At 70.5% G+C, this 18,191-nt stretch carries 21 protein-coding genes; 10 read left to right on the forward strand and 11 right to left on the reverse strand.

The annotated features are described in order from the left end of the window. Positions 1-2: 2 nt before the first annotated feature. Positions 3-788 (forward strand): 3-oxoacyl-ACP reductase, encoded by a 786-nt coding sequence (locus tag ACFV8T_RS23105; RefSeq protein ID WP_385330403.1) that lies wholly within the window; start codon positions 3-5, stop codon positions 786-788. Between the two features lie 246 nt (positions 789-1,034). Here ACFV8T_RS23105 and ACFV8T_RS23110 read toward each other — a convergent pair whose 3' ends face one another. The 3 genes from ACFV8T_RS23110 to ACFV8T_RS23120 form a co-directional block, all read right to left on the reverse strand. Beyond that, positions 1,035-1,325: a phospholipase domain-containing protein gene (locus ACFV8T_RS23110; RefSeq protein ID WP_385330406.1), complete on the reverse strand. Its 291-nt coding sequence runs from the start codon at positions 1,323-1,325 to the stop codon at positions 1,035-1,037. A gap of 197 nt (positions 1,326-1,522) precedes the next feature. Then, the gene (locus ACFV8T_RS23115) at positions 1,523-2,410 is read right to left on the reverse strand and encodes an alpha/beta fold hydrolase (RefSeq protein WP_385330408.1); all 888 of its coding nucleotides are present in this window, start codon (positions 2,408-2,410) and stop codon (positions 1,523-1,525) included. Next, positions 2,403-2,999, reverse strand: coding sequence for a TetR/AcrR family transcriptional regulator (locus ACFV8T_RS23120; RefSeq protein WP_385330411.1), 597 nt, complete (start codon positions 2,997-2,999; stop codon positions 2,403-2,405). Before ACFV8T_RS23120 ends, ACFV8T_RS23115 begins: the two co-directional genes overlap by 8 nt. Before the next feature lie 171 nt (positions 3,000-3,170). On the opposite strand from ACFV8T_RS23120, the gene gndA reads away from it, so the two are divergent. The 3 genes from gndA (at position 3,171) to ACFV8T_RS23135 (ending at position 6,727) form a co-directional block, all read left to right on the forward strand. Next, complete coding sequence (gene gndA, locus ACFV8T_RS23125; RefSeq protein ID WP_385330413.1) at positions 3,171-4,613, forward strand: NADP-dependent phosphogluconate dehydrogenase; 1,443 nt, start codon at positions 3,171-3,173, stop codon at positions 4,611-4,613. 216 nt (positions 4,614-4,829) lie between these two features. Next, a complete protein-coding gene (locus ACFV8T_RS23130) occupies positions 4,830-5,930 on the forward strand; it encodes a Dyp-type peroxidase (RefSeq protein ID WP_385330416.1) in 1,101 nt (366 codons plus the stop codon). Then, the gene (locus ACFV8T_RS23135) at positions 5,930-6,727 is read left to right on the forward strand and encodes a family 1 encapsulin nanocompartment shell protein (RefSeq protein WP_385330419.1); all 798 of its coding nucleotides are present in this window, start codon (positions 5,930-5,932) and stop codon (positions 6,725-6,727) included. The genes ACFV8T_RS23130 and ACFV8T_RS23135 overlap by 1 nt, the downstream gene beginning before the upstream one ends. A gap of 13 nt (positions 6,728-6,740) precedes the next feature. Here the strand turns inward: ACFV8T_RS23135 and ACFV8T_RS23140 are convergent, their stop codons facing one another. Then, positions 6,741-8,153 carry a M64 family metallopeptidase gene (locus tag ACFV8T_RS23140; protein ID WP_385330422.1) on the reverse strand — a complete coding sequence of 471 codons (1,413 nt, stop codon included), beginning with the start codon at positions 8,151-8,153 and terminating at the stop codon, positions 6,741-6,743. 215 nt (positions 8,154-8,368) lie between these two features. Here ACFV8T_RS23140 and ACFV8T_RS23145 point away from each other — a divergent pair, with 215 nt between their 5' ends. From ACFV8T_RS23145 to ACFV8T_RS23155, 3 genes are all read left to right on the forward strand, one after another. Beyond that, entirely contained in the window at positions 8,369-9,745 is a 1,377-nt protein-coding gene (locus tag ACFV8T_RS23145) for a tetratricopeptide repeat protein (RefSeq protein ID WP_385330424.1), read from the forward strand. A gap of 527 nt (positions 9,746-10,272) precedes the next feature. Further along, positions 10,273-10,788, forward strand: coding sequence for a MarR family winged helix-turn-helix transcriptional regulator (locus ACFV8T_RS23150; RefSeq protein WP_385330427.1), 516 nt, complete (start codon positions 10,273-10,275; stop codon positions 10,786-10,788). Between the two features lie 2 nt (positions 10,789-10,790). Further along, positions 10,791-11,234 (forward strand): hypothetical protein, encoded by a 444-nt coding sequence (locus ACFV8T_RS23155; protein ID WP_385330430.1) that lies wholly within the window; start codon positions 10,791-10,793, stop codon positions 11,232-11,234. Between the two features lie 351 nt (positions 11,235-11,585). Here ACFV8T_RS23155 and ACFV8T_RS23160 read toward each other — a convergent pair whose 3' ends face one another. Genes ACFV8T_RS23160 through panD form a run of 3 tightly spaced genes read right to left on the reverse strand, consistent with a single transcriptional unit; the run spans position 11,586 to position 13,063 of the window. Next, positions 11,586-12,212 (reverse strand): arylsulfatase, encoded by a 627-nt coding sequence (locus tag ACFV8T_RS23160; protein WP_385330433.1) that lies wholly within the window; start codon positions 12,210-12,212, stop codon positions 11,586-11,588. Between the two features lie 32 nt (positions 12,213-12,244). Then, the gene (locus ACFV8T_RS23165) at positions 12,245-12,607 is read right to left on the reverse strand and encodes a GNAT family N-acetyltransferase (RefSeq protein ID WP_385330436.1); all 363 of its coding nucleotides are present in this window, start codon (positions 12,605-12,607) and stop codon (positions 12,245-12,247) included. Positions 12,608-12,637: 30 nt separating this feature from the next. Further along, positions 12,638-13,063, reverse strand: coding sequence for an aspartate 1-decarboxylase (panD, locus tag ACFV8T_RS23170; protein ID WP_385330439.1), 426 nt, complete (start codon positions 13,061-13,063; stop codon positions 12,638-12,640). Positions 13,064-13,709: 646 nt separating this feature from the next. On the opposite strand from panD, the gene ACFV8T_RS23175 reads away from it, so the two are divergent. Together ACFV8T_RS23175 and tcmP are read left to right on the forward strand one after the other, a co-directional pair. Further along, the gene (locus tag ACFV8T_RS23175) at positions 13,710-13,880 is read left to right on the forward strand and encodes a helix-turn-helix domain-containing protein (protein ID WP_307797638.1); all 171 of its coding nucleotides are present in this window, start codon (positions 13,710-13,712) and stop codon (positions 13,878-13,880) included. Between the two features lie 225 nt (positions 13,881-14,105). Beyond that, positions 14,106-15,284 carry a three-Cys-motif partner protein TcmP gene (gene tcmP / locus ACFV8T_RS23180; protein ID WP_385330442.1) on the forward strand — a complete coding sequence of 393 codons (1,179 nt, stop codon included), beginning with the start codon at positions 14,106-14,108 and terminating at the stop codon, positions 15,282-15,284. Positions 15,285-15,290: 6 nt separating this feature from the next. On the opposite strand, the gene ACFV8T_RS23185 is transcribed toward tcmP, so the two are convergent. Further along, the gene (locus tag ACFV8T_RS23185; protein WP_385330444.1) at positions 15,291-16,037 is read right to left on the reverse strand and encodes a DUF5131 family protein; all 747 of its coding nucleotides are present in this window, start codon (positions 16,035-16,037) and stop codon (positions 15,291-15,293) included. Positions 16,038-16,844: 807 nt separating this feature from the next. Here ACFV8T_RS23185 and ACFV8T_RS23190 point away from each other — a divergent pair. Then, positions 16,845-17,057 carry a hypothetical protein gene (locus ACFV8T_RS23190; RefSeq protein ID WP_385330446.1) on the forward strand — a complete coding sequence of 71 codons (213 nt, stop codon included), beginning with the start codon at positions 16,845-16,847 and terminating at the stop codon, positions 17,055-17,057. A 91-nt stretch (positions 17,058-17,148) separates the two neighbouring features. On the opposite strand, the gene ACFV8T_RS23195 is transcribed toward ACFV8T_RS23190, so the two are convergent. The 3 genes from ACFV8T_RS23195 to ACFV8T_RS23205 form a co-directional block, all read right to left on the reverse strand. Then, positions 17,149-17,331, reverse strand: a complete 183-nt coding sequence (locus ACFV8T_RS23195; protein WP_385330448.1) for a hypothetical protein — start codon at positions 17,329-17,331, stop codon at positions 17,149-17,151. 41 nt (positions 17,332-17,372) lie between these two features. Then, positions 17,373-17,606, reverse strand: a complete 234-nt coding sequence (locus ACFV8T_RS23200; protein ID WP_385330451.1) for a hypothetical protein — start codon at positions 17,604-17,606, stop codon at positions 17,373-17,375. A gap of 149 nt (positions 17,607-17,755) precedes the next feature. Continuing rightward, positions 17,756-17,950 carry a hypothetical protein gene (locus tag ACFV8T_RS23205; protein WP_385330453.1) on the reverse strand — a complete coding sequence of 65 codons (195 nt, stop codon included), beginning with the start codon at positions 17,948-17,950 and terminating at the stop codon, positions 17,756-17,758. Positions 17,951-18,191 lie beyond the last annotated feature (241 nt).

An 18,191-nucleotide genomic window follows, 5' to 3' on the forward strand; every position in this document is an offset into this window, starting at 1 on the left:
CCATGACCGACACCACCACTGTCTGCCGCCGCCTGGTCGGCCGCACCGCCGTAGTCACCGGAGCCGGAAGCGGCATCGGACTGGCCACCGTCCGGCGCCTGGCCGCCGAGGGCGCGCACGTCGTCTGCGCCGATGTGGACGAGGTGAGCGGCAAGGCCGCCGCCGAGGAGGTCGACGGCCTCTTCGTACGTACCGACGTCACGGACGCCGAACAGGTGGAGGCCTTGTTCAAGGCCGCGTTCGACACGTACGGCTCGGTCGACATCGCCTTCAACAACGCGGGGATCTCGCCGCCCGAGGACGACTCCATCCTGGAGACCGGCCTCGACGCCTGGCGCCGGGTGCAGGAGGTCAACCTCACCTCCGTCTACCTGTGCTGCAAGGCCGCCATCCCGTACATGCGCCGCCAGGGCAAGGGCTCCATCATCAACACGGCCTCGTTCGTGGCCCGGATGGGCGCCGCCACCTCGCAGATCTCCTACACCGCGTCCAAGGGCGGCGTGCTGGCCATGTCGCGCGAACTGGGTGTGCAGTTCGCACGGGAGGGCATCCGGGTCAACGCGCTGTGCCCGGGACCGGTCAACACCCCGCTGCTCCAGGAGCTGTTCGCCAAGGATCCGGAGCGGGCCGCGCGCAGGCTGGTGCACATCCCGGTCGGCAGGTTCGCCGAGCCCACCGAGATGGCCGCCGCAGTGGCCTTCCTGGCCAGCGACGACTCCTCCTTCGTCAACGCCACCGACTTCCTGGTGGACGGCGGGCTCACCGGCGCCTACGTCACACCGCTCTAGACCGTGTGCGGACGTGGGGCGGGGCGCCCGGCCGCCCCGTCCCGCGTCCGCGACGACCGCCGACACCACAGGAGTCTTCGCGGCTGACGCACGGTGCGCGCAGGGGCCGGGGGGGGAGGAGTCCGGGCGGCCCAGCAACCGGCACACCCCCCAAAAGCTCGGGTTGTGGGGAGGCAGGAGCGGGTTGTGCCTGGGTCGTGTTTCCCTCTTTCCCCCCCCCCCCCCCCCACCTGCGCGCTCTGCGTATCAGCCGCCGACGCTCGCCGCGCCGGTCTCGATGTGTCCGCTGTACCGCCGCGACCAGGAGGCGTCGCCGCCGACCTTCACCGTGAAGTCGTACCAGCCGTCGGCCGGCGCCACCGCGTTGAAGTGGTCCTGCTCGCTGCCGCCGGCCGCGACGGTGTACGTCCAGGGGCCGTCGGCGCGGTACTGGCCGGAGGTCACGGTGAACGTGACGGCGCTCGCCGATGTGTTGGTGAAGGTGAACCACGGGGCGGGCCTGCCGGTGTCCGGTGCGTTCGCGTACCGGGCGGCCACCTCGCAGGGTCCGGCACGTGGTGGCGCTGGATGCGTCGTTGTGAGCTCGAAGCCAGCACGCCGCGCCGCATGGTCTGCCACCAGATCTTTGGCAAAAGGGTTAAGTGAATAATTGCCGATCCATCAGTGATGCGCGCAGACCCAAAGGTGCCATTGGGGATGTTTGCGGGATGAGCGTCATCGGCCGCCCTCCGGGGTCACCCTCGCGCCCCACGGAATGTCGGGTCGAGCAGTACCGCCCGCAGCCGCTCGGCGAACGCTTCGGGGTCCTCGGCGCAACCGGTGTGCCCACCGGGAAACTCCACGAGCCTGCCGCCCGCTTCGTCCGCCAGCCGGGCGCCCGGAATCGCCGTGAGCAGGGTGCGGGAGTCCTGCCCGACGCCGATGACCAGTTGCTCCGCACCGCGACGCAGGGCCGCCAGGTCCGGTACGTAGCCGCTGAACGAACACAGCACATGCTCCAGGAACACCGGAAGGTTGGCCCGCATCCGCCGGAACGCCTCGGCCTCCCGCGCGGACGGTTCGGGCGCCGCCCGGCGCTCTCCCCCGGCCGGCGGCCCCGCATCCGGGTCCGTCAGGCCCTCGGTCATCGTGGCCAGTGCCGCGGCCACCCCGTCCCGGCGGAAGGATTCGCGCACCGCGGCGAAGAGCTTCCGCCCCCGATCCGGATCGGGCATCAGTGCCACCAACGGCGGTTCGTGCGCGACCACTCGGTGCAACCGTTCGGGGTGGCGGGCGAGCAGGTCCAGGGCGACGATCGCACTCGAACTGGAGCCGAAGACGGCCACCGGCCCGCCGTCCGGCGACAGCAGTTCGATCAGCCGGTGGGCGTCCTCGCTCTGCACCGCCGCCTGCTGGTCCGCCGCCGCGCCGTCGAGCAGGCTGCGCGAGTAGCCGCGCGGGTCGAAGGCCGCGACGGTCCAGCTGTCGGCCAGCCGCTCCGCCATCCGGTCGTAGAGCCCCGCGTCGGCGCTCCCGCCCGGCATCATCAGCAGCAGCGGGCCCTGGCCGCGCACCTCGTAGTACAGCGTCGCCCCGGGCACCTTCAGATGTCCGGTGCGCTCCGGCACCGTGCGGTCAGCCATGATCGGTCTCCCTCTCGCCCGTCGCGGACGGCCAGTGCTCCAACAGGAAGTGCAGGGCCTCGACGGACCGCTCCCAGGACGTCTGCACGTCACGGGGCGCGCCGAAGCCTCCGCTCGCCTCCAGGGCGCAGTAGCCGTGAAAGGTGCTGCGCAGCAGCCGTACCGCGTCCGTGAGATCGGGCTCGGCCAGGCCGTAGCCCCGCAGCATCGCGCCCGTGGTCTCGATGGTGCGGTGGTACGCGGACGACTGGGCGACGATGTCGGGGTCGACCCGCATCTGCGTCGCCTCGTACCGTCCGGGCCGCTCCAGCGCGAAGGCCCGGTAGGCGTCGGCGAACGCGACCAGGGCGTCCCTCCCGGCCCGGCCCGCCACGGCGGCGCCGATCCGGTCGATGAACTCCCCGGCGGCCAGCAGCGCGACCCGGGTCCGCAGGTCGTGCAGATTCCTGACGTGCGAATACAGGCTGGCGTCCTTGACCCCGAAGCCGCGGGCCAGCGCGGAGATCGTGACCTTGTCGAAGCCGATGGAGTCGGCCAGATCGGCCGCCGCCTCCACCACGCGTCCGGTCGTGAGACCCGCGCGAACCATCCGCCACCTCCGTCGAAGCATACCTAGAGCCTCTAGGTATTTTCCTAATATACACAGGAGGGTCCATCCGGGCGATGCCGAACAGGCCGTTCCTGCACCCCGTATCCATACTGAAGATCCCGGCATTGCTGAAGATCCAGGCATCCCCGAAACAGATTGCAGAGCACACAGATGAGCGGCACTGCACAGATCGGCGTCACAGGGCTCGCGGTCATGGGCCGCAACCTCGCGCGCAACTTCGCCCGCAACGGATTCACCGTCGCGGTGCACAACCGGACCACCGCCAAGACGGACGCCCTGGTCGAGGAGTTCGGCGACGAGGGCTCCTTCGTCCCCGCGCGCACTCCGGAGGAGTTCGTCGCGGCGCTGGAACGTCCGCGCAGACTCGTCATCATGGTGAAGGCGGGTGATCCCACCGATGCCGTGATCCAGGAGTTCGCCCCGCTCCTCGAAGAGGGCGATGTCATCATCGACGGCGGCAACGCGCACTTCGAGGACACCCGCCGGCGGGAGAAGGAGCTGCGCGGGCGCGGGATCCACTTCGTCGGCGTCGGCATCTCGGGCGGCGAGGAAGGCGCGCTGAACGGGCCGAGCATCATGCCGGGCGGGTCAACCGAGTCGTACGAATCGCTGGGGCCGCTGCTGGAGAAGATCGCCGCCAAGGCGAAGGACGGCACCCCGTGCACCACGCATATCGGTCCCGACGGGGCCGGGCACTTCGTGAAGATGGTCCACAACGGCATCGAGTACGCGGACATGCAGCTGATCGCGGAGGCGTACGACCTGCTGCGTGCCGTGGCGGGCTACTCCCCCGCGAAGATCGCCGAGACGTTCCGCAGCTGGAACACCGGCCGCCTCGACTCGTATCTGATCGAGATCACGGCGGAGGTCCTCGCCCACACCGACGCGGCCACCGGGAAACCCTTCGTCGACATCGTGCAGGACCGGGCCGAGCAGAAGGGCACGGGCCGCTGGACAGTGCAGATCGCGCTGGATCTCGGGGTGCCCGTCTCGGGTATCGCGGAGGCCGTCTTCGCCCGTTCGCTGTCCGGGCACGCCGACCTGCGCGAGGCCGCGCGGGACCTGCCGGGCCCGTCGGCTTCCCCGCTCGGCGAGGAGGCCGCCGCGGCCTTCGCCGACCGGGTGGAGCAGGCGCTGTACGCGTCCAAGATCGTTTCGTACACCCAGGGATTCCACCAGATCCGGGCGGGCAGCGAGGCGTACGACTGGAACATCGACCTGGGCGCGATGGCGTCGATCTGGCGGGCCGGATGCATCATCCGGGCCGCGTTCCTGGACCGGATCCGGGCCGCCTACGACGCCCGCCCGGACCTGCCGAGCCTGCTGTCCGACCAGCAGTTCGCCGAGGAGATCGGCGCGGCTCAGGACGACTGGCGAGCGGTGGTCGCCGAGGCGGTGCGGCAGGGGGTGCCCACACCGGGATTCGCCGCCGCGCTCGCGTACTACGACGGCCTGCGCGCCGACCGGCTGCCCGCGGCGCTCACCCAGGGCCAGCGCGACTTCTTCGGCGCGCACACCTACCGCCGCACCGACCGCGAGGGCTCCTTCCACACCCTCTGGGGCGGCGACCGGTCGGAGGTCGTCGCGGGCTGACACGGGGAGGCCGGTGCGGGCGGCCCCGCCGGGTCTCCGGTGCGCCCGCCCGTCCCCGGCGGGCCGGCCGCGTTACCGCCGCCGTGGTCGCCCGGCCGGGTGACCCGGAGTGCGACAGCTTCCTGTCTGTGCGTAAGTAACAGCAAGCCCCTTCTTGTTGCCCCTGCCCCGAGCCTGTCGCCGCAGCCCGCCTTTGCCGCCCCAGGGAGCCCACGCATGCCCGACGCCACCCCGGAACCCGCCGCAGCCGGGCCGGACACCTCTCCGGAGCCGGCCGCGGTCCAGCCCGTCGTCGCGCCGCTGACCAGCGCCGCACTGATCCTGGTCGCCACGATCGAGCCCGGTGGCGAGCCCGCCGTGCGCGAGGTGCTGCCGGATCTGGCGGCCTTCTCCCGCTCGATCGGATTCCGGTACCCCGACGCCGGCCTGGTCTGCGTGACCGGCTTCGGTTCCGGGGCCTGGGACCGGCTGTTCGCCGGGCCGCGGCCGGCCCGGCTCCACCCGTTCCAGGAATTGCACGGCGCCCGGCACCACGCTCCCGCCACTCCGGGGGATCTGCTGTTCCACATCCGGGCCGAGCGGATGGACGTGTGTTTCGCATGGGCGGCCCGCCTGCTCGACCGGCTCGGCAGCGCGGTGACGGTCGTCGACGAGACGCAGGGGTTCCGCTACTTCGACCACCGGGATCTGCTCGGCTTCGTCGACGGCACGGAGAACCCCGTGGGGGCGGACGCGCAGTCGGCGGCCCTGGTCGGCGCCGAGGATCCCCCGTTCGCGGGCGGCAGTTACGTCATCGTCCAGAAGTATCTGCACGACCTCGCGTCCTGGAACGCGCTGAGCACCGAGGAGCAGGAGCGGGTCATCGGCCGCACCAAGCTCGACGACGTCGAGTTCGCCGACGACGTCAAGCCCGCCGACTCGCACATCGCCCTCAACACGATCACCGACCCGGACGGCACGGAGCGCGACATCCTGCGCGCCAACATGCCGTTCGGCAGCTTCGGACAGGGCGAGTTCGGCACGTACTTCATCGGTTACGCCGCCGATCCGGAGGTGACCGAGCAGATGCTCCGCAACATGTTCCTCGGCAGTCCGCCCGCCACGCACGACCGCATTCTCGACTTCTCGACCGCGGTCACCGGCACGCTCTTCCACGCCCCCAGCGCCGACTTCCTCGGCGCCCCGCCGCCCTCGCCCTCATCGGCCGGGACCGACGCCCTGCCGGAGCCCGCGTCCGCGCCGGTGACGGCGAAGGCCCCGGCCCGTCCGGCCGACGGTTCGCTGCACATCGGCAGCCTGCAAGAAAGCGCCCAGTGATGAACAATCTCCACCGCGAACTCGCCCCTGTCACGGAAGCCGCCTGGGACCAGATCGAAGAAGAGGCCCGGCGCACCTTCAGCCGCCATGTGGCGGGCCGCCGGGTCGTCGATGTCACCGACCCGGACGGCCCCGGACTGGCGGCCATCGGCGACGGTCATCTGCGCGAAATCGATCCGCCCGCCCCGGACGTCATCGCCCGCGCCCGCACATCGGTGCCGGTCATCGAGTGGCGGGTGCCGTTCACGGTGACCCGGTCGGCCGTGGACGACGTCGAGCGCGGCTCGGACGACAGCGACTGGCAACCCGTCAAGGACGCCGCCCGCACCTGTGCGTTCGCGGAGGACATGGCGATCATCGACGGGTACGCCTCGGCCGGGATCACCGGGCTGCGGGACGGCTCCTCGCACTCGCCGCTGACACTGCCCGCGGATGCCCGCGACTACCCGACCACCGTCAGCCAGGCACTCACCCAGCTGCGGCTGGCCGGCGTCGACGGCCCGTACCGGCTGCTGCTCGGCGCCGACGCCTTCACCGAGGCCACCGAGACCTCCGACCACGGATACCCGGTGGCCACCCATCTGGCCCGGCTGCTCGACGACCAGATCCTGTGGGCGCCCGCCGTCAGGGGCGGTGTGCTGCTGTCCACCCGTGGCGGCGACTTCGAGCTGCGCCTCGGACAGGACCTCTCCATCGGCTATCAGGACCACGACGCGACCAGCATCCGGCTCTATTTCCATCAGGCCTTCACCTTCCGGATGCTGACGCCCGAGGCCGTGGTCCCGATCATCGCCTGAGGCGTTCGAGACCCTACCGCCGGTGCCCGGTCGCCCTGACGTTCCAGGTCAGGGTGTCGGTGGCCAGGGCGCGGACGGCGGGGTCACGGATGGCGTCCGTACGGTCGACGGCCTCGGCGGTCAGCTTGTGCCCGCGACCGTCCGCACGGACTCCGAGCGATGCGGGGGTGACGGAGGTACGCCCCCGGGCGAAGACCCTCTCGACGCCGTCCACGTACCAGCGCAGATCCGTCCTGGCGAGGCCGGTGGCAGCGCCCGGCCGGTGGGTGCGGGTCCCGGCACCGGCGGCATCGAGGTCCGCCAGGCTCACGGCGATGCGCCGGCCCGGCCCGACGGCGGTGCCGGTGTCGACGGCGCTGCTCAGTGCGTTGCCCGCGCGGTAGAACCCGGCGATCATCGCCTCGCGCCCCGGCAGGTTGAACTCGGTGTTGCTCAGCTCCCGCATGATCGATGACTCGGTGGGGCGGTAGAGCCCGAGCGGGTAGTAGGCGCTGCCCTCGTACGCACCGACCGTGCCGCCCGCCGGATCGGTCCGGCCGAGCCAGCGGTACCACTTGGCCCGCTTCTCGGTGAGCTGCGCGGGTGTGTACGTGGTGGAGTTGATCCCGCCCGGCTCGCCGCCGGTCCAGGTCCCGTACCCGGCGTAGGTGTACTCGTCGTCCAGCAGGCCCACCGAGTGCCCTATCTCATGGGCGGCGATCAGGCTGGACGAGGGGTGGTCGGACGAGAGGGTGGAGACTCCGTTGAAGGGCCGGCCCTCGGCCTGGAGTCCGGAGTAGCCCGCGCCCCCGTACTTGGTGGAGTTGGCGATGACGACCACGAGGTCGGCGGCCGGGGCCTTGGCGGCGTACGCGGCCACCTTGTCGATGTCGGCGCAGATCAGCCGCTCGATGTCGGAGCACCAGAAGTAGCTGCCGAGCGCGGTGTCCTTGACGGTGTCCGCGCCGGGATCGCCGCTGATGCCGGACTCGTTGGAAACCGCGTCGACGGTCCACACGTTGAACAGGCCCTGGTAGCTCTTGTAGGGCTCCAGAGCGGTGATGTCGGCCCACTTGGCGGTGGCGTCCGCGTGGAAGTCGGCCTGCTGGCCTGCCGTGTAGCCGTCTCCGATGATCACGACGTCCAGGCGGTCGTCGGACGGGCCGGTCACCGCCTGTTCGCCCACCGTGCCGTCGACGGCGGCCTGGGCCGCGCTCAGCGGGGCGGCGGCTGCGCCCTTCCGGACGGGAGCGGCGACCGGGACCTCGACGGTCCTGCCCGAGCCGCCGGGATCGGGGAAGTACTCGGCCGCGATGCGACGGCCGCCGTCGGAGCCGGTGGGGGCGGCCGACGCCGGTGCGGTGGCAGCGGTCGCCGCCAGGAGGCCGACGAGAGCGAGCCCCGCCGTGGCTCCTGCTGTTCGGCGCGCGCGGAGGCGTATGCGCATGGACAACTCCTTCAGGTCCGGGGGACTTCGCCGGGAAATCCCAGGGCACGACCATCACGTAACTCATGAGTTAAGTCGAGTTAATGCGATGCTTAACCTAGAGGTGCGCGGACCGCCGAACAAGGCCCGGAAACGTGGTGGTTGAGGTTCGTATCCGGGCATTTACGATGCATGGACCGCATTTCGAGGCGGGACGAAGCAGAAGGGGCGGCGCGATGAACGCGAGGCGCACAGCGGGACGGGACGCGGGGCCGGACGAGGATCCCGGCGCCGTCGGCCGCCGCGTCCAGCAGCTGCGCACCGAACGCGGTCTGACGCAACGACAACTGGCGGAACCCGCCTACACGCCCGCCTACATCTCCACGCTGGAGGCGGGCCGGGTACGCCCGTCGGAGGCGGCCGTACGCCACCTCGCGGACCGGCTCGGCGTCACGTACGAGGAACTGGTCACCGGACGCCCCGCCCACCTCGCGACCGCTCTGCGGCTGAAACTCGTCGAGGCCCAGCGGACACTGGCCACCGGTGCCGCCGAGGACGCCGCCGCCGCCTACAGCCGGCTGCTCGCCGAGGCCGGCCGGCACGGGCTCGACGACGAACGCGCCACGGCCACGCTCGGCCTCGGCCACTGCGCGCTGGAGACGGGCGATCTGCCCACCGCCCGCGAGCACTTCGAGGCCGCGGAGCAACTCCTCGCCGACGCTCCGCTCCCCCGGCGCGCCCCGGCCGTCCGGGGCAGGGCGGTCGCCCACCTGCTGGCCGGCGAACTCCGGTACGCCTGCTACCTGCTGGAGAGCGCCATCGACGAGCTCAACACCTCGGGCCTCCAGGATCCCGGCGCGCTCCTGCTGCTGTACACGGCCGCCATCGCCCCGTACATGGACATGGGCGCCCACGCCCGCGCCGCCCAGGCGGGCGAGCTGGCGCTGGCCCTGGCACCGCAGGTGTCCGATCCGGAACTGGTCGCCGGACTGCACCGCAGCGTCGCCCGTACGCTCATCGCGGCGGGCCGTACCGCGGAGGCGGACGCCTCACTCGCCAAGGCGGCCGAGATCTACCAGCAGCTCCAGATCCGTACGGAGCTGGCGCACTGCCACTGGATGCGCGGCTATGTCCACGCGCAGAACGGCGATCTGTCCGGCGCCGAGACCGAACTGCGCGCCGCCCGCGACATGCTGGCATCGAAGCGGGCCGCCCTGTACACGGCCCAGGTCGAGGTGGAGCTCGCCGATGTGCTGCGTCGGCGCGGCAAGGCCGACCAGGCCAGGGAGCTGCTGCACAGGCTGCTGGGCGAACTGCACCCGGACCGGGGCTCGGTCCATGCCGGCGGCGCGCACCGGCTGCTCGGCCTGATCCACGAGGACCAGGGCGATCCGGAGTCCGCCGAGGAGCACTACGTCACCGCGCTGGCCCTGCTGGAACGGGCGGGCGCCGCCGGTGATCTCGCGGACATCTGCCGGCTGCTGGGCGATCTGCTGCGGCGCACGGGCCGGACCGAGGCGGCCATGGACGCCTACCGGACCGGGCTCGGCCACCGGGCCTCCCCCGGCACCACCACACTGGGACCGTCCCCGGTCCGGCCGCCCACCGCCTGATCCCGGCCCCCGCCCGGAATCGGTCAACGGCTCATCGGGACCGGGCGAGAAACGCCTCGACGGTCCGGGCGAATTGGCGGGGGTCGTCGAGCCACGGGAAATGACCGGCACTCAATTGGACGGCCGGTTCGCCCGCGGGAAACAACTCCGCGATGCCGACGGCGACACGGGGAAGCGGGCCGCCGTCCAGCTCGCCCGCCAGGACCAGGACCGGAACCTCCCGTCCGGCCAGTGCGGCGCGGGCCGCTTCGGGGTCGAAGGCGCCCGGGGCCGCGTAGCCCGCCGAGATCGCCGAGGTAGGCGGCGCCGCGCATGGGACCGCCGGGTAGACAGAGCAGCGGTTCCCCCTCGCCCACCACCCGATAGGCGAGTCGGGTTCCGTCGGGGGCGGTGAATGCGGTCATGGCGCGATCCTCATCGCCGGCCCGCCACGCATCAAGCCGTTTGTTCCGTACGCCTCTTGGTCCACACCCTCCACGATTCGTTCCGCACACTCAACGATTTAGTAGCCATGTACTCTATCTGCCATGAGCAACGCACCCGAGGGACCGACCCCCGGCTTCCTGGTATGGCGCCTGTCGATGAAATGGCGGGTCGCCGTCGACCGGGCAGTCGGGCCGCTCGGTCTGACACACGCGCAGTACTCACTGCTGGGATCGCTGCTCGGGATGCAGCGGTCGGGGCTGCGGCCGAGCCAGCGCAGGCTGGCGGATCACACCGGACTGGAGCCGCTGTACGTGTCGAAGCTGGCCCGCGCCCTGGAGGGCGCCGGCCTCGTGGAGCGTACGACCGATCCGGACGACACCAGGGCGGTCCAGCTCTCGCTCACGGAGGAGGGGCGCTCGGTCGCTGTTCGCGCGGTCGACGTCGTGCGGGAGCTCCTGGACCAGCAGTTGGCTCCGCTGGGCGGCCTGGACGGTGCGGACACCGAGGCGTTCGTGCGCACGGTGACGGCGCTTCTCGACGTACCGATCCCCGGAACCCCCGCTCCACCGAAGGAATCGCAGAAACCCAAGGCACCCGATCAACCGACCAAGGAGTAGCCATGTCTGCCACACCGACCGTCAACGGCCAGATCGTAGGCCGGGCCCACTACGCCACGCGCGCCGTCCTCGAACGGCTGCTCGCGGCCACCGGAACCACGTTTCATCAGTCGTTGGCGCTGAACGCCGTCGCGGGCAACGGCGGGGCGATCGAGCGCGGCCGGCTCGTCGACCGCATGACCGACGCGCTGAAGATCGACGTGTCCGTCGTCGAGGCGACCCTGGCCGAACTGACCGCCGCAGACCTGCTGGCGGAGGCCGACGGCACCGTTCCCCGGATCGGCCTCACGGCGGCGGGCCGGGACCGTCAGCAGGCCAACGGGGCCGAGGTCGCCGACCTCACGACCCGGCTGTACGCGGACCTGCCGGCCGAGGACCTGGAAGCGGCGGGTCGCGTGCTCATCGAGGTCACCGCGCGGGCGAACGCCGTCCTGGCAGGGGCCTGAGGCCTACCACCCGGGGACACCGGTCATCCGGCCCGCCGGGGTGACGGCTGCGGTTCCGGCACCGGGTCGGGGCGCGGGGTGGGCGGCTGCGGGATCGGATCCGGCGACGGGCCGGGCGGAACGGGGCCGGGCGGCGGAGGCGGCGGCTCCGGCAGCGGCGACGGCGGTCCGGGCATCGGCCCGGGGGTGGGCGCCGGCGGCACCGGGTCGGGGTACGGATTCGTCATCGAAGGCCTCCGAACGGTTCGGGTGGATCTCCTTCCACCGTCTCCCGGAGCGGCTGCCCGCGCCTGGTGAGTCCCTACGCGCGGGTTCCGGATGATCGCCCGGATTCCGGGAGCCGTACCGAGGTCAGCGCGCGGCGACGGCCGCGGCGGCGAGACCCGGCCGGGGGCTGGAAAGCACCGGGATGCGGGTGACCGTACGGGTGACCGCGTCGGCCATGGACGCCTGCGCCAGCACGATCACATCGCTGTCCGTGACCGCGTCGGCCGCGGTCGCGACGAGGTCCAGATAGCCGTCGCGGTCACCGGCCTCGAAGCGCGCCCAGGCGCCGTCCACCACGACGGTCCGTACGTCGACGGGCCGGTCCCCCGCCTCTTCGGCGAGCAGCGCGAGGGTCGGCGCCAGAGTGCCGGTGATCGACGCGAGAACGACCACGCGGTCCTGTGCCGCGGCGGCGGCTGCCATCGGGCGGTCGACGCGCAGCACGGGAACACCGAGCGTCGCCGACTGCGACTCGGCGACGGCTCCGATCGTCGAGCAGGTGCAGAGAACGGCGCGGACACCATCCGCGACGGCGCCCGCGAGCAGGTCCCGGATCTCGCCCGACACCGCTTCGGGGCCCGCTTCCCTGGCCTTGGCGAGCAGGTCCTCGTGCACGAGATGGCGCAGGGCGAGCCCGGGATGGTCGGCGTCCCGGAGCGCGTCGAAGACCGGTACGTGGACCGGGGAGGTGTGCAGCAGGGCGAGTGTCATCGCCAAACGGTACAGTCCCCGGCCGACGTGGGTCAGTACAGCTCGGGGTGCGCCTTGAGCTGCGTCTTCGCCTGTTCCACCAGTGCTGCCGGCGCCTCGGGAGCCCGGTCGGGGTGGCGCGTCGCCCACTTCGCGGCGTACGGGCAGAGCGGGACGACGGGGACCCCCTCGCGTCCCGCCATGGCGTAGAGCTCCTGGACGAGGGCACCGGCGATGCCCCTGCCCTCGTGGCCGGGTTCGACGACGGTGTGCACGGCGACGAGCGCGGCGGGGTCGCCGTCCATCACGAAGTACGCGACGACGCCGACCGCCTTGCGGTTCTCGTACGCGAGCAGATTGCCGCTCGCGCGGTCGTCGCGGATGTCGGGTTCGATCCGCTCGGTCCGTTCTGCCATGACGGGTGCCCCCTCGGTGGTCGGACCGGGTCAGCGCGCCGCGGGAACGGCGTGCGGGCCCCGTTCGGTGCCGGTGCCGGGCACGGGCGCGGAGGCATCGGCGTCGAGCGCGACGATACGGTTGCCGGAGTCGACGTGCACGATGCGCGGGACCAGGCCGCGCGCCTCGGCGTCGTCGACCTGGGCGTAACTGATCAGGATGACCAGGTCACCCGGGTGGACGAGGTGGGCGGCGGCGCCGTTGATGCCGATGACACCGGAGCCGCGCTCGCCCTCGATGACGTACGTCTCCAGACGGGCGCCGTTGTCGATGTCGACGATGTGCACCAGCTCGCCGGGCAGCAGATCCGCTGCTTCCATCAGCTCGGCGTCGACAGTGACGGAACCGACGTAGTGCAGGTCGGCCTGGGTCACCGTGGCACGGTGGATCTTGGACTTGAACATGGTACGCAGCATCGAGGCGCTCCCAGGCTAGGCTCCCTGCCTGCGTTTTTGCAGGTCAAGTGCTGTTTCCTGCCTTACAACGAGTCGCAAGTTCGGTCAGCTTCCCCCAGGTATTTGAGGACTGATGCTCACCACTTGCTCACTTTTCTGACCCCCCGTCAGGCAGATCGGAGGTCATCCACGGACAACCTGTGGCCGTCTCACCGCGACGACGACGCCAGCCTACGCAACCACCTGGGGCATCCTCGGGGCCGCCCCCATCCCCCCGCCACACCCTGGCTCCGCTCCTGGCGCGAGGGGGCGGGTGACCACGGAGCCGGGCTACGCCTCCGCTACCGAGACGCCCCCTGCCCACCAGCTACTTACGAGACGGCACGGGCGAAACAAATCGCGGGCGGCGCGGGAACATAGCAGCAAATGACCGGCTGGGGAAACCGGTGATTCTCAGGACCATTTCTGTTGTCCGCGCGCCGGCACTTGGTGGTGGCAATCGGCGGACGCTCGCGCGGCACACGGATCGGACCCGCGGTGAGCGAATTTCACTGTTTGATCAGGACATCAGGGAGTCATCTTGCACGAATCGACACGCGCGGCTTCACACCAGCTGAGCTCCACGGCCTACTCGGCACGCGAACGCCACCCTGTCGCGCCGGTTCTTATGGATACAGCCGAGGTAGCGACCATGCTGAACATGTCCGTCAGCTGGGTCTACAAGGAAGCTGCGAAGTTGGGCCTCAAGGGATACAAGCTCGGCCGAGGCCGGAACGCCAAGGTCCTGTACAAAAGGACTGAGGTCTTCAAATGGCTGGAGCAGCAGAAGATTCACTAGTGTGATGCGCCAGAAAAGGCGGTCTTATTGATCCGAAACGCTTTGTGTTCATGCTCGTTGACGATGTGTGAGTGATCTGGTGGGGAATGCGCGGACGTGGTCGCCGGGCGCGCAGGAGGCCGTGCGGTTGCTGGCGGTATCCGCGCTGGCGGAGGGCCGGGACCGGGCGGAGGTCGCTTCCTTGTTCAAGGTGTCGGCCAGGGCCGTGGACAACTGGTGGGCGAAGTGGCAGAGAAAGTCATGGCAACGGGCACGGACAAGGACTATTGGGCTTCGCAGGCGCTGCCGAGTGTTCTCAAGCACAAGCTGCTGGGCCAGTACATTCCCCGCTTCGGCGGGATGACCGGCTCCCGTGGTCGGCACCAGGTCGTGTACCTCGACGGCTATGCGGGCGAGGGACGGTACGAGAGCGGCGACCGCGGCTCTGCGGAGATCGCGATGCAGGTGGCCGCTCATCACCTGGAGAAGAACGCGCTGTTATGGAACTGCTTCTTCGTGGAGCAGAAACCCGATTCCGTTGCCCGTCTGGACCTGGTTGCCGCCCACTACCGCGCCCTGGGCGTGGACGCGAGGGTGCACCACGGCGACGTGGACGGAGTTCTGAGCGAGGTTCTACAGGTTGCCGAAGGGCTCCCGCTGTTCCTGTTCCTTGATCCGTGCGGCCTGGGGCTGCCGTTCGACCGGATCGTTCAGACGCTGAACCAGCGGCGTAGTACTCCGCGGCGGTGGCAGCCAACCGAGTTCTTGATGAACTTCAGCATGGACGCAGTACGGCGCCTGGGAGGCAATGCCCGGTCCGCCCGCGGTCTGGAACGCTCCTCCGAGCGCTTCGATGAGGCGTGTGGCGGCCGATGGTGGCGTGAGTACTTCCGGCCGGATGAGCCGGCCGAAGCGGACGTGGACGAGATCGTGGCAGCCCAGTACGCCCAGCGGCTGAGGGAGAAGACCGGCATGTTCGTGCAGTCGGTGCCGGTCGCCAGAAAGCCCGGGCAGAAGGCGGTGTATCACCTGGTCTTCGGCACGCGCAGCGAGCACGGCCTGTGGTTCCTCGGCGACGCTGTTGCCCGGGCTCGCGACGCGTGGTGGGAGGGGCTTGAGATCAAGGAGGAACAGGAGGACCCGGACACTCTTTTCTCCGCTACCTCGGTGGTCCGCCCGGATCCGCAGGAGGTCACCGACGCTGCCGTGCCCGCCATGGCCGACAACATGGAACGGATACTGCACCAGCAGAAACGGCCCTTCAAACTGCTCAACCACACACTGGACGTGTTCGGTGCCTACTACGGACAGGTCACCGAACCCGCCGCGCGCAAAGCCGTCAAGCTGCTGCACAGCAGCGGCCGGACGGCCAGCACGGGCGTCGGAGGGAAAACCCACGAACTCGTCGTGCAGCCCCCTCGGTGAAAACGGTCAGACGCCGGTAAACGCAGGCATCTGATCCCAGGTACGGCCTTGCAGGGTGCGGCCGCCGGCCTTGGGCGTGTGGCCGCCCCACTGCTTGAAGAAGAACGCGACCCGCTCGTCCAGGCACAGATCACGGATCTGTGTCACCCAGGCCTCTTCCATCGGCCGGCGCCGCGGGCCGGACTCGCCGCCGGCGATCACCCAGTGGATGCCGTCCAGGTTCAGCCCGTCCAGCGGACCCAGCAGCGGCTCACAGGACAGAAACCGGACCGATGCGGGTACCTGCCGCAGATCGTCAACCCGGGGAAGTTCCTTCGCCGTTTCCACTGAGACACCCATCCAGAGGTTCCCCGGCCACACCAGCTGATCGGCGACCTGCCGCAGGCGCCTGGCCCGCTTGGTCAGCACCTGGTACGTATGCTGCGGCGTGTCCGCCATGACCTCGAAGACCTGCCGTACGAAGTCCAACGGCACCCGGGCATGGAACAGATCCGACATGGAGTTCACGAACACCGTCCGCGGGTTCTTCCACCCGTACGGAACGTCCAGCGCATCGGGATGCACGGTCAGATCGAACCCCGGCCCCGACGTCCGTGGATCCCCGTCATTCTGATACTTCGCCGCCCCCATCGCCTTTAACCGCTTGGCCAACGTCAGCGCGTAGCAGTTGTCGCACCCGGAGGAAACCCGGTCACAACCTGTCGTCGGATTCCACGTCGCCTCGGTCCACTCAATTGCGCTTCGATCGCTCATCAGTTACCTCCCCGCCGTCCAACCGCTCCCACCAGACGCGGGACGGCATGTTCAACGAACCAGAACGGGCGTTGACACCCGGCCATCCAATCACCCCAAACACCGCCCGCCCATCGGCTACCTCCAACCTGCGGACATCGCCAGGGAGACCGTCGGCGGGCCGCGAGCACCACGCATCCATCACCCCGGCCACCGGGAGCTGAGCGCCCTTGTAACCCCACCGGCTTCATGCCATAGGCTTCAGCGGCCTCCGGTCAGCAACACGCCTTTCTTTCGCCAGCCGTCTCTTGGTGCGCGCACGGCATTGTGGCGACCGCTCCGGCTTGCTGGGCGCGCTCGGCACGGGCGCGGCGAAGTGCGGCCGCGTGGGTGGCGGCAACTTCGCGGCGGCGCTGAGCGCGGGCCGCGTTGATCGGCCACAGCTGCTCGGCTGACGCCTCCTCAGGCTCCGGGAACACGCGCCGACTCAGCTCGCGCATCGGGCGGGTCTGCCGCTCGACTGCGTCCGCGATGCCCTGTCCACGCCTTGTGTGTCGTGTCTGCTCGCTGCGCAACCGAACCGCTGATCAACGGCGTTCGGGCCCTGACCCAAGGCCCTTCCCCTTCCCGGCCAGACAGCTTTCTGCTGCCATGACGTGGACGGTCAATTACCCGCCTGGCAGCGGGGACACAAAACAGCCTTGGGCGCCCGCCCGGGGCCGGTTGTCTCAACGGAAGGGAGCAATCAGATGCAATTCCGGGCGCCTGACCCTGCTGGCGTGGCGCCGGGGCGGCGGCCGGTACGCCGACCCGGGCTTCGTCGTTCCCGTGGCTGTTCACGACCATGCAGGGCGTCGCCTACAGCTCCCCGCGCAGCGAGCGAACGTCTTCGTGCTGACCTTCGGCTGGGGCGCGTTCATCTACGCCGGGATGGTCGCCCTGTACTTCCTCGCCCGTGCCCTGTGGTCCGTCGATGACGAGATCGGCGAGGCTGTGCCCGGCGAGGGAACCGCTCTGCGCGAGCCGAAGGCCGGCGCCTGAGCTCTGCTCAGTCCACAGCCCGTCGGTCGTCGTCCAGGTGGCCCATGGCGTAGTCGCGCTCGTCAGGGTGGCGGGGCAGGCGGGCCATCACTCACGCGGTCCGGGCGTCCATCCCCTCGCCGAAGTCGGCGGCCAGGCGGCGCGCCTGCCACGTCGTACGCGGGGCGAGGATCCACCGCGCGAGCGGGAAGCGGACCTTCCCAATGCTGGCCGTTGTCGGGCCTGCCCCGTCGGGATCGTCGGCGGAGGGGAGATGGGCATGGGGATCGGGCACGATCGTGAGTCTGGCGTCGGCTCTGATCAAGAAGGCGGCTCTCACTTGGAGATCACCTTGGCGACGACGAACTGGCCCGGCACCCCGACCCCGCCGCCGTCCTGCAGTCCTGGCTCGACTCCCCCGCCGTAGACGAAAGCCTCTCCCGCTCCGAGGTCTACCGGGCCCTGGTCAAGTCCCGGCACCACACCCTGGAGCACCTGCGCCAGATCCCCGCTGACGAGGTCCTCTCCCGCCACGAACCCGAACTCGCGCTGAAGATCCTGCTGGAACACTGCGGGCGCAGCACCGGCCGGTGGGAGGCGCTTGTCACCGCCATGACCTTCGAGTACGACGACACCAAGCTCACCTTCGGCGAGCTCCTCGACTCCTTGGACGGCGCACCCGCAACGGCGCAGACATCCTGACCTGGCTGCTTCGTACGTCACGCGGTCCGCTCCAACGGCTGCGGTGCAGGCAGCGGGCGGCCGGCCTTCTCGGCACGGGCCCGGCGCAGGGCGGCGGCCTCGGTCACGGCCGCCTGACGACGGCGCTGGACACGGGCCTGGTCGATCGGGGCCGGCGCATCGACCGGCACGGCGGGCGGCTCGGGGAACGCCCGGCGGGACAGCTCACTCATGGCGCTCTGCCGCCCCACCTCTGCCGCGATGCCCGGGCGGCGCTCTGCCGGGTCAGGCGACGGTCGCGACGCCGACCGCGGTAACGTGCTCCGTACGGTGGCGACCAGGTGAGACGCAGAACGGGCCGGGCGGGCGCAGCTGGGCGCTGTCGGGCCGACGCCGGGCGGCACCTCCCGGCAGCGCCCTCCTCGACTGCCTTCCCGTCCGGCCTCATCGCCCTGGCGGTGGGCGATTCCCACT

The sequence above is a fragment of the Streptomyces sp. NPDC059832 genome (genome assembly GCF_042731715.1).
In the GTDB taxonomy this organism is placed as follows: Bacteria; Actinomycetota; Actinomycetes; order Streptomycetales; family Streptomycetaceae; genus Streptomyces.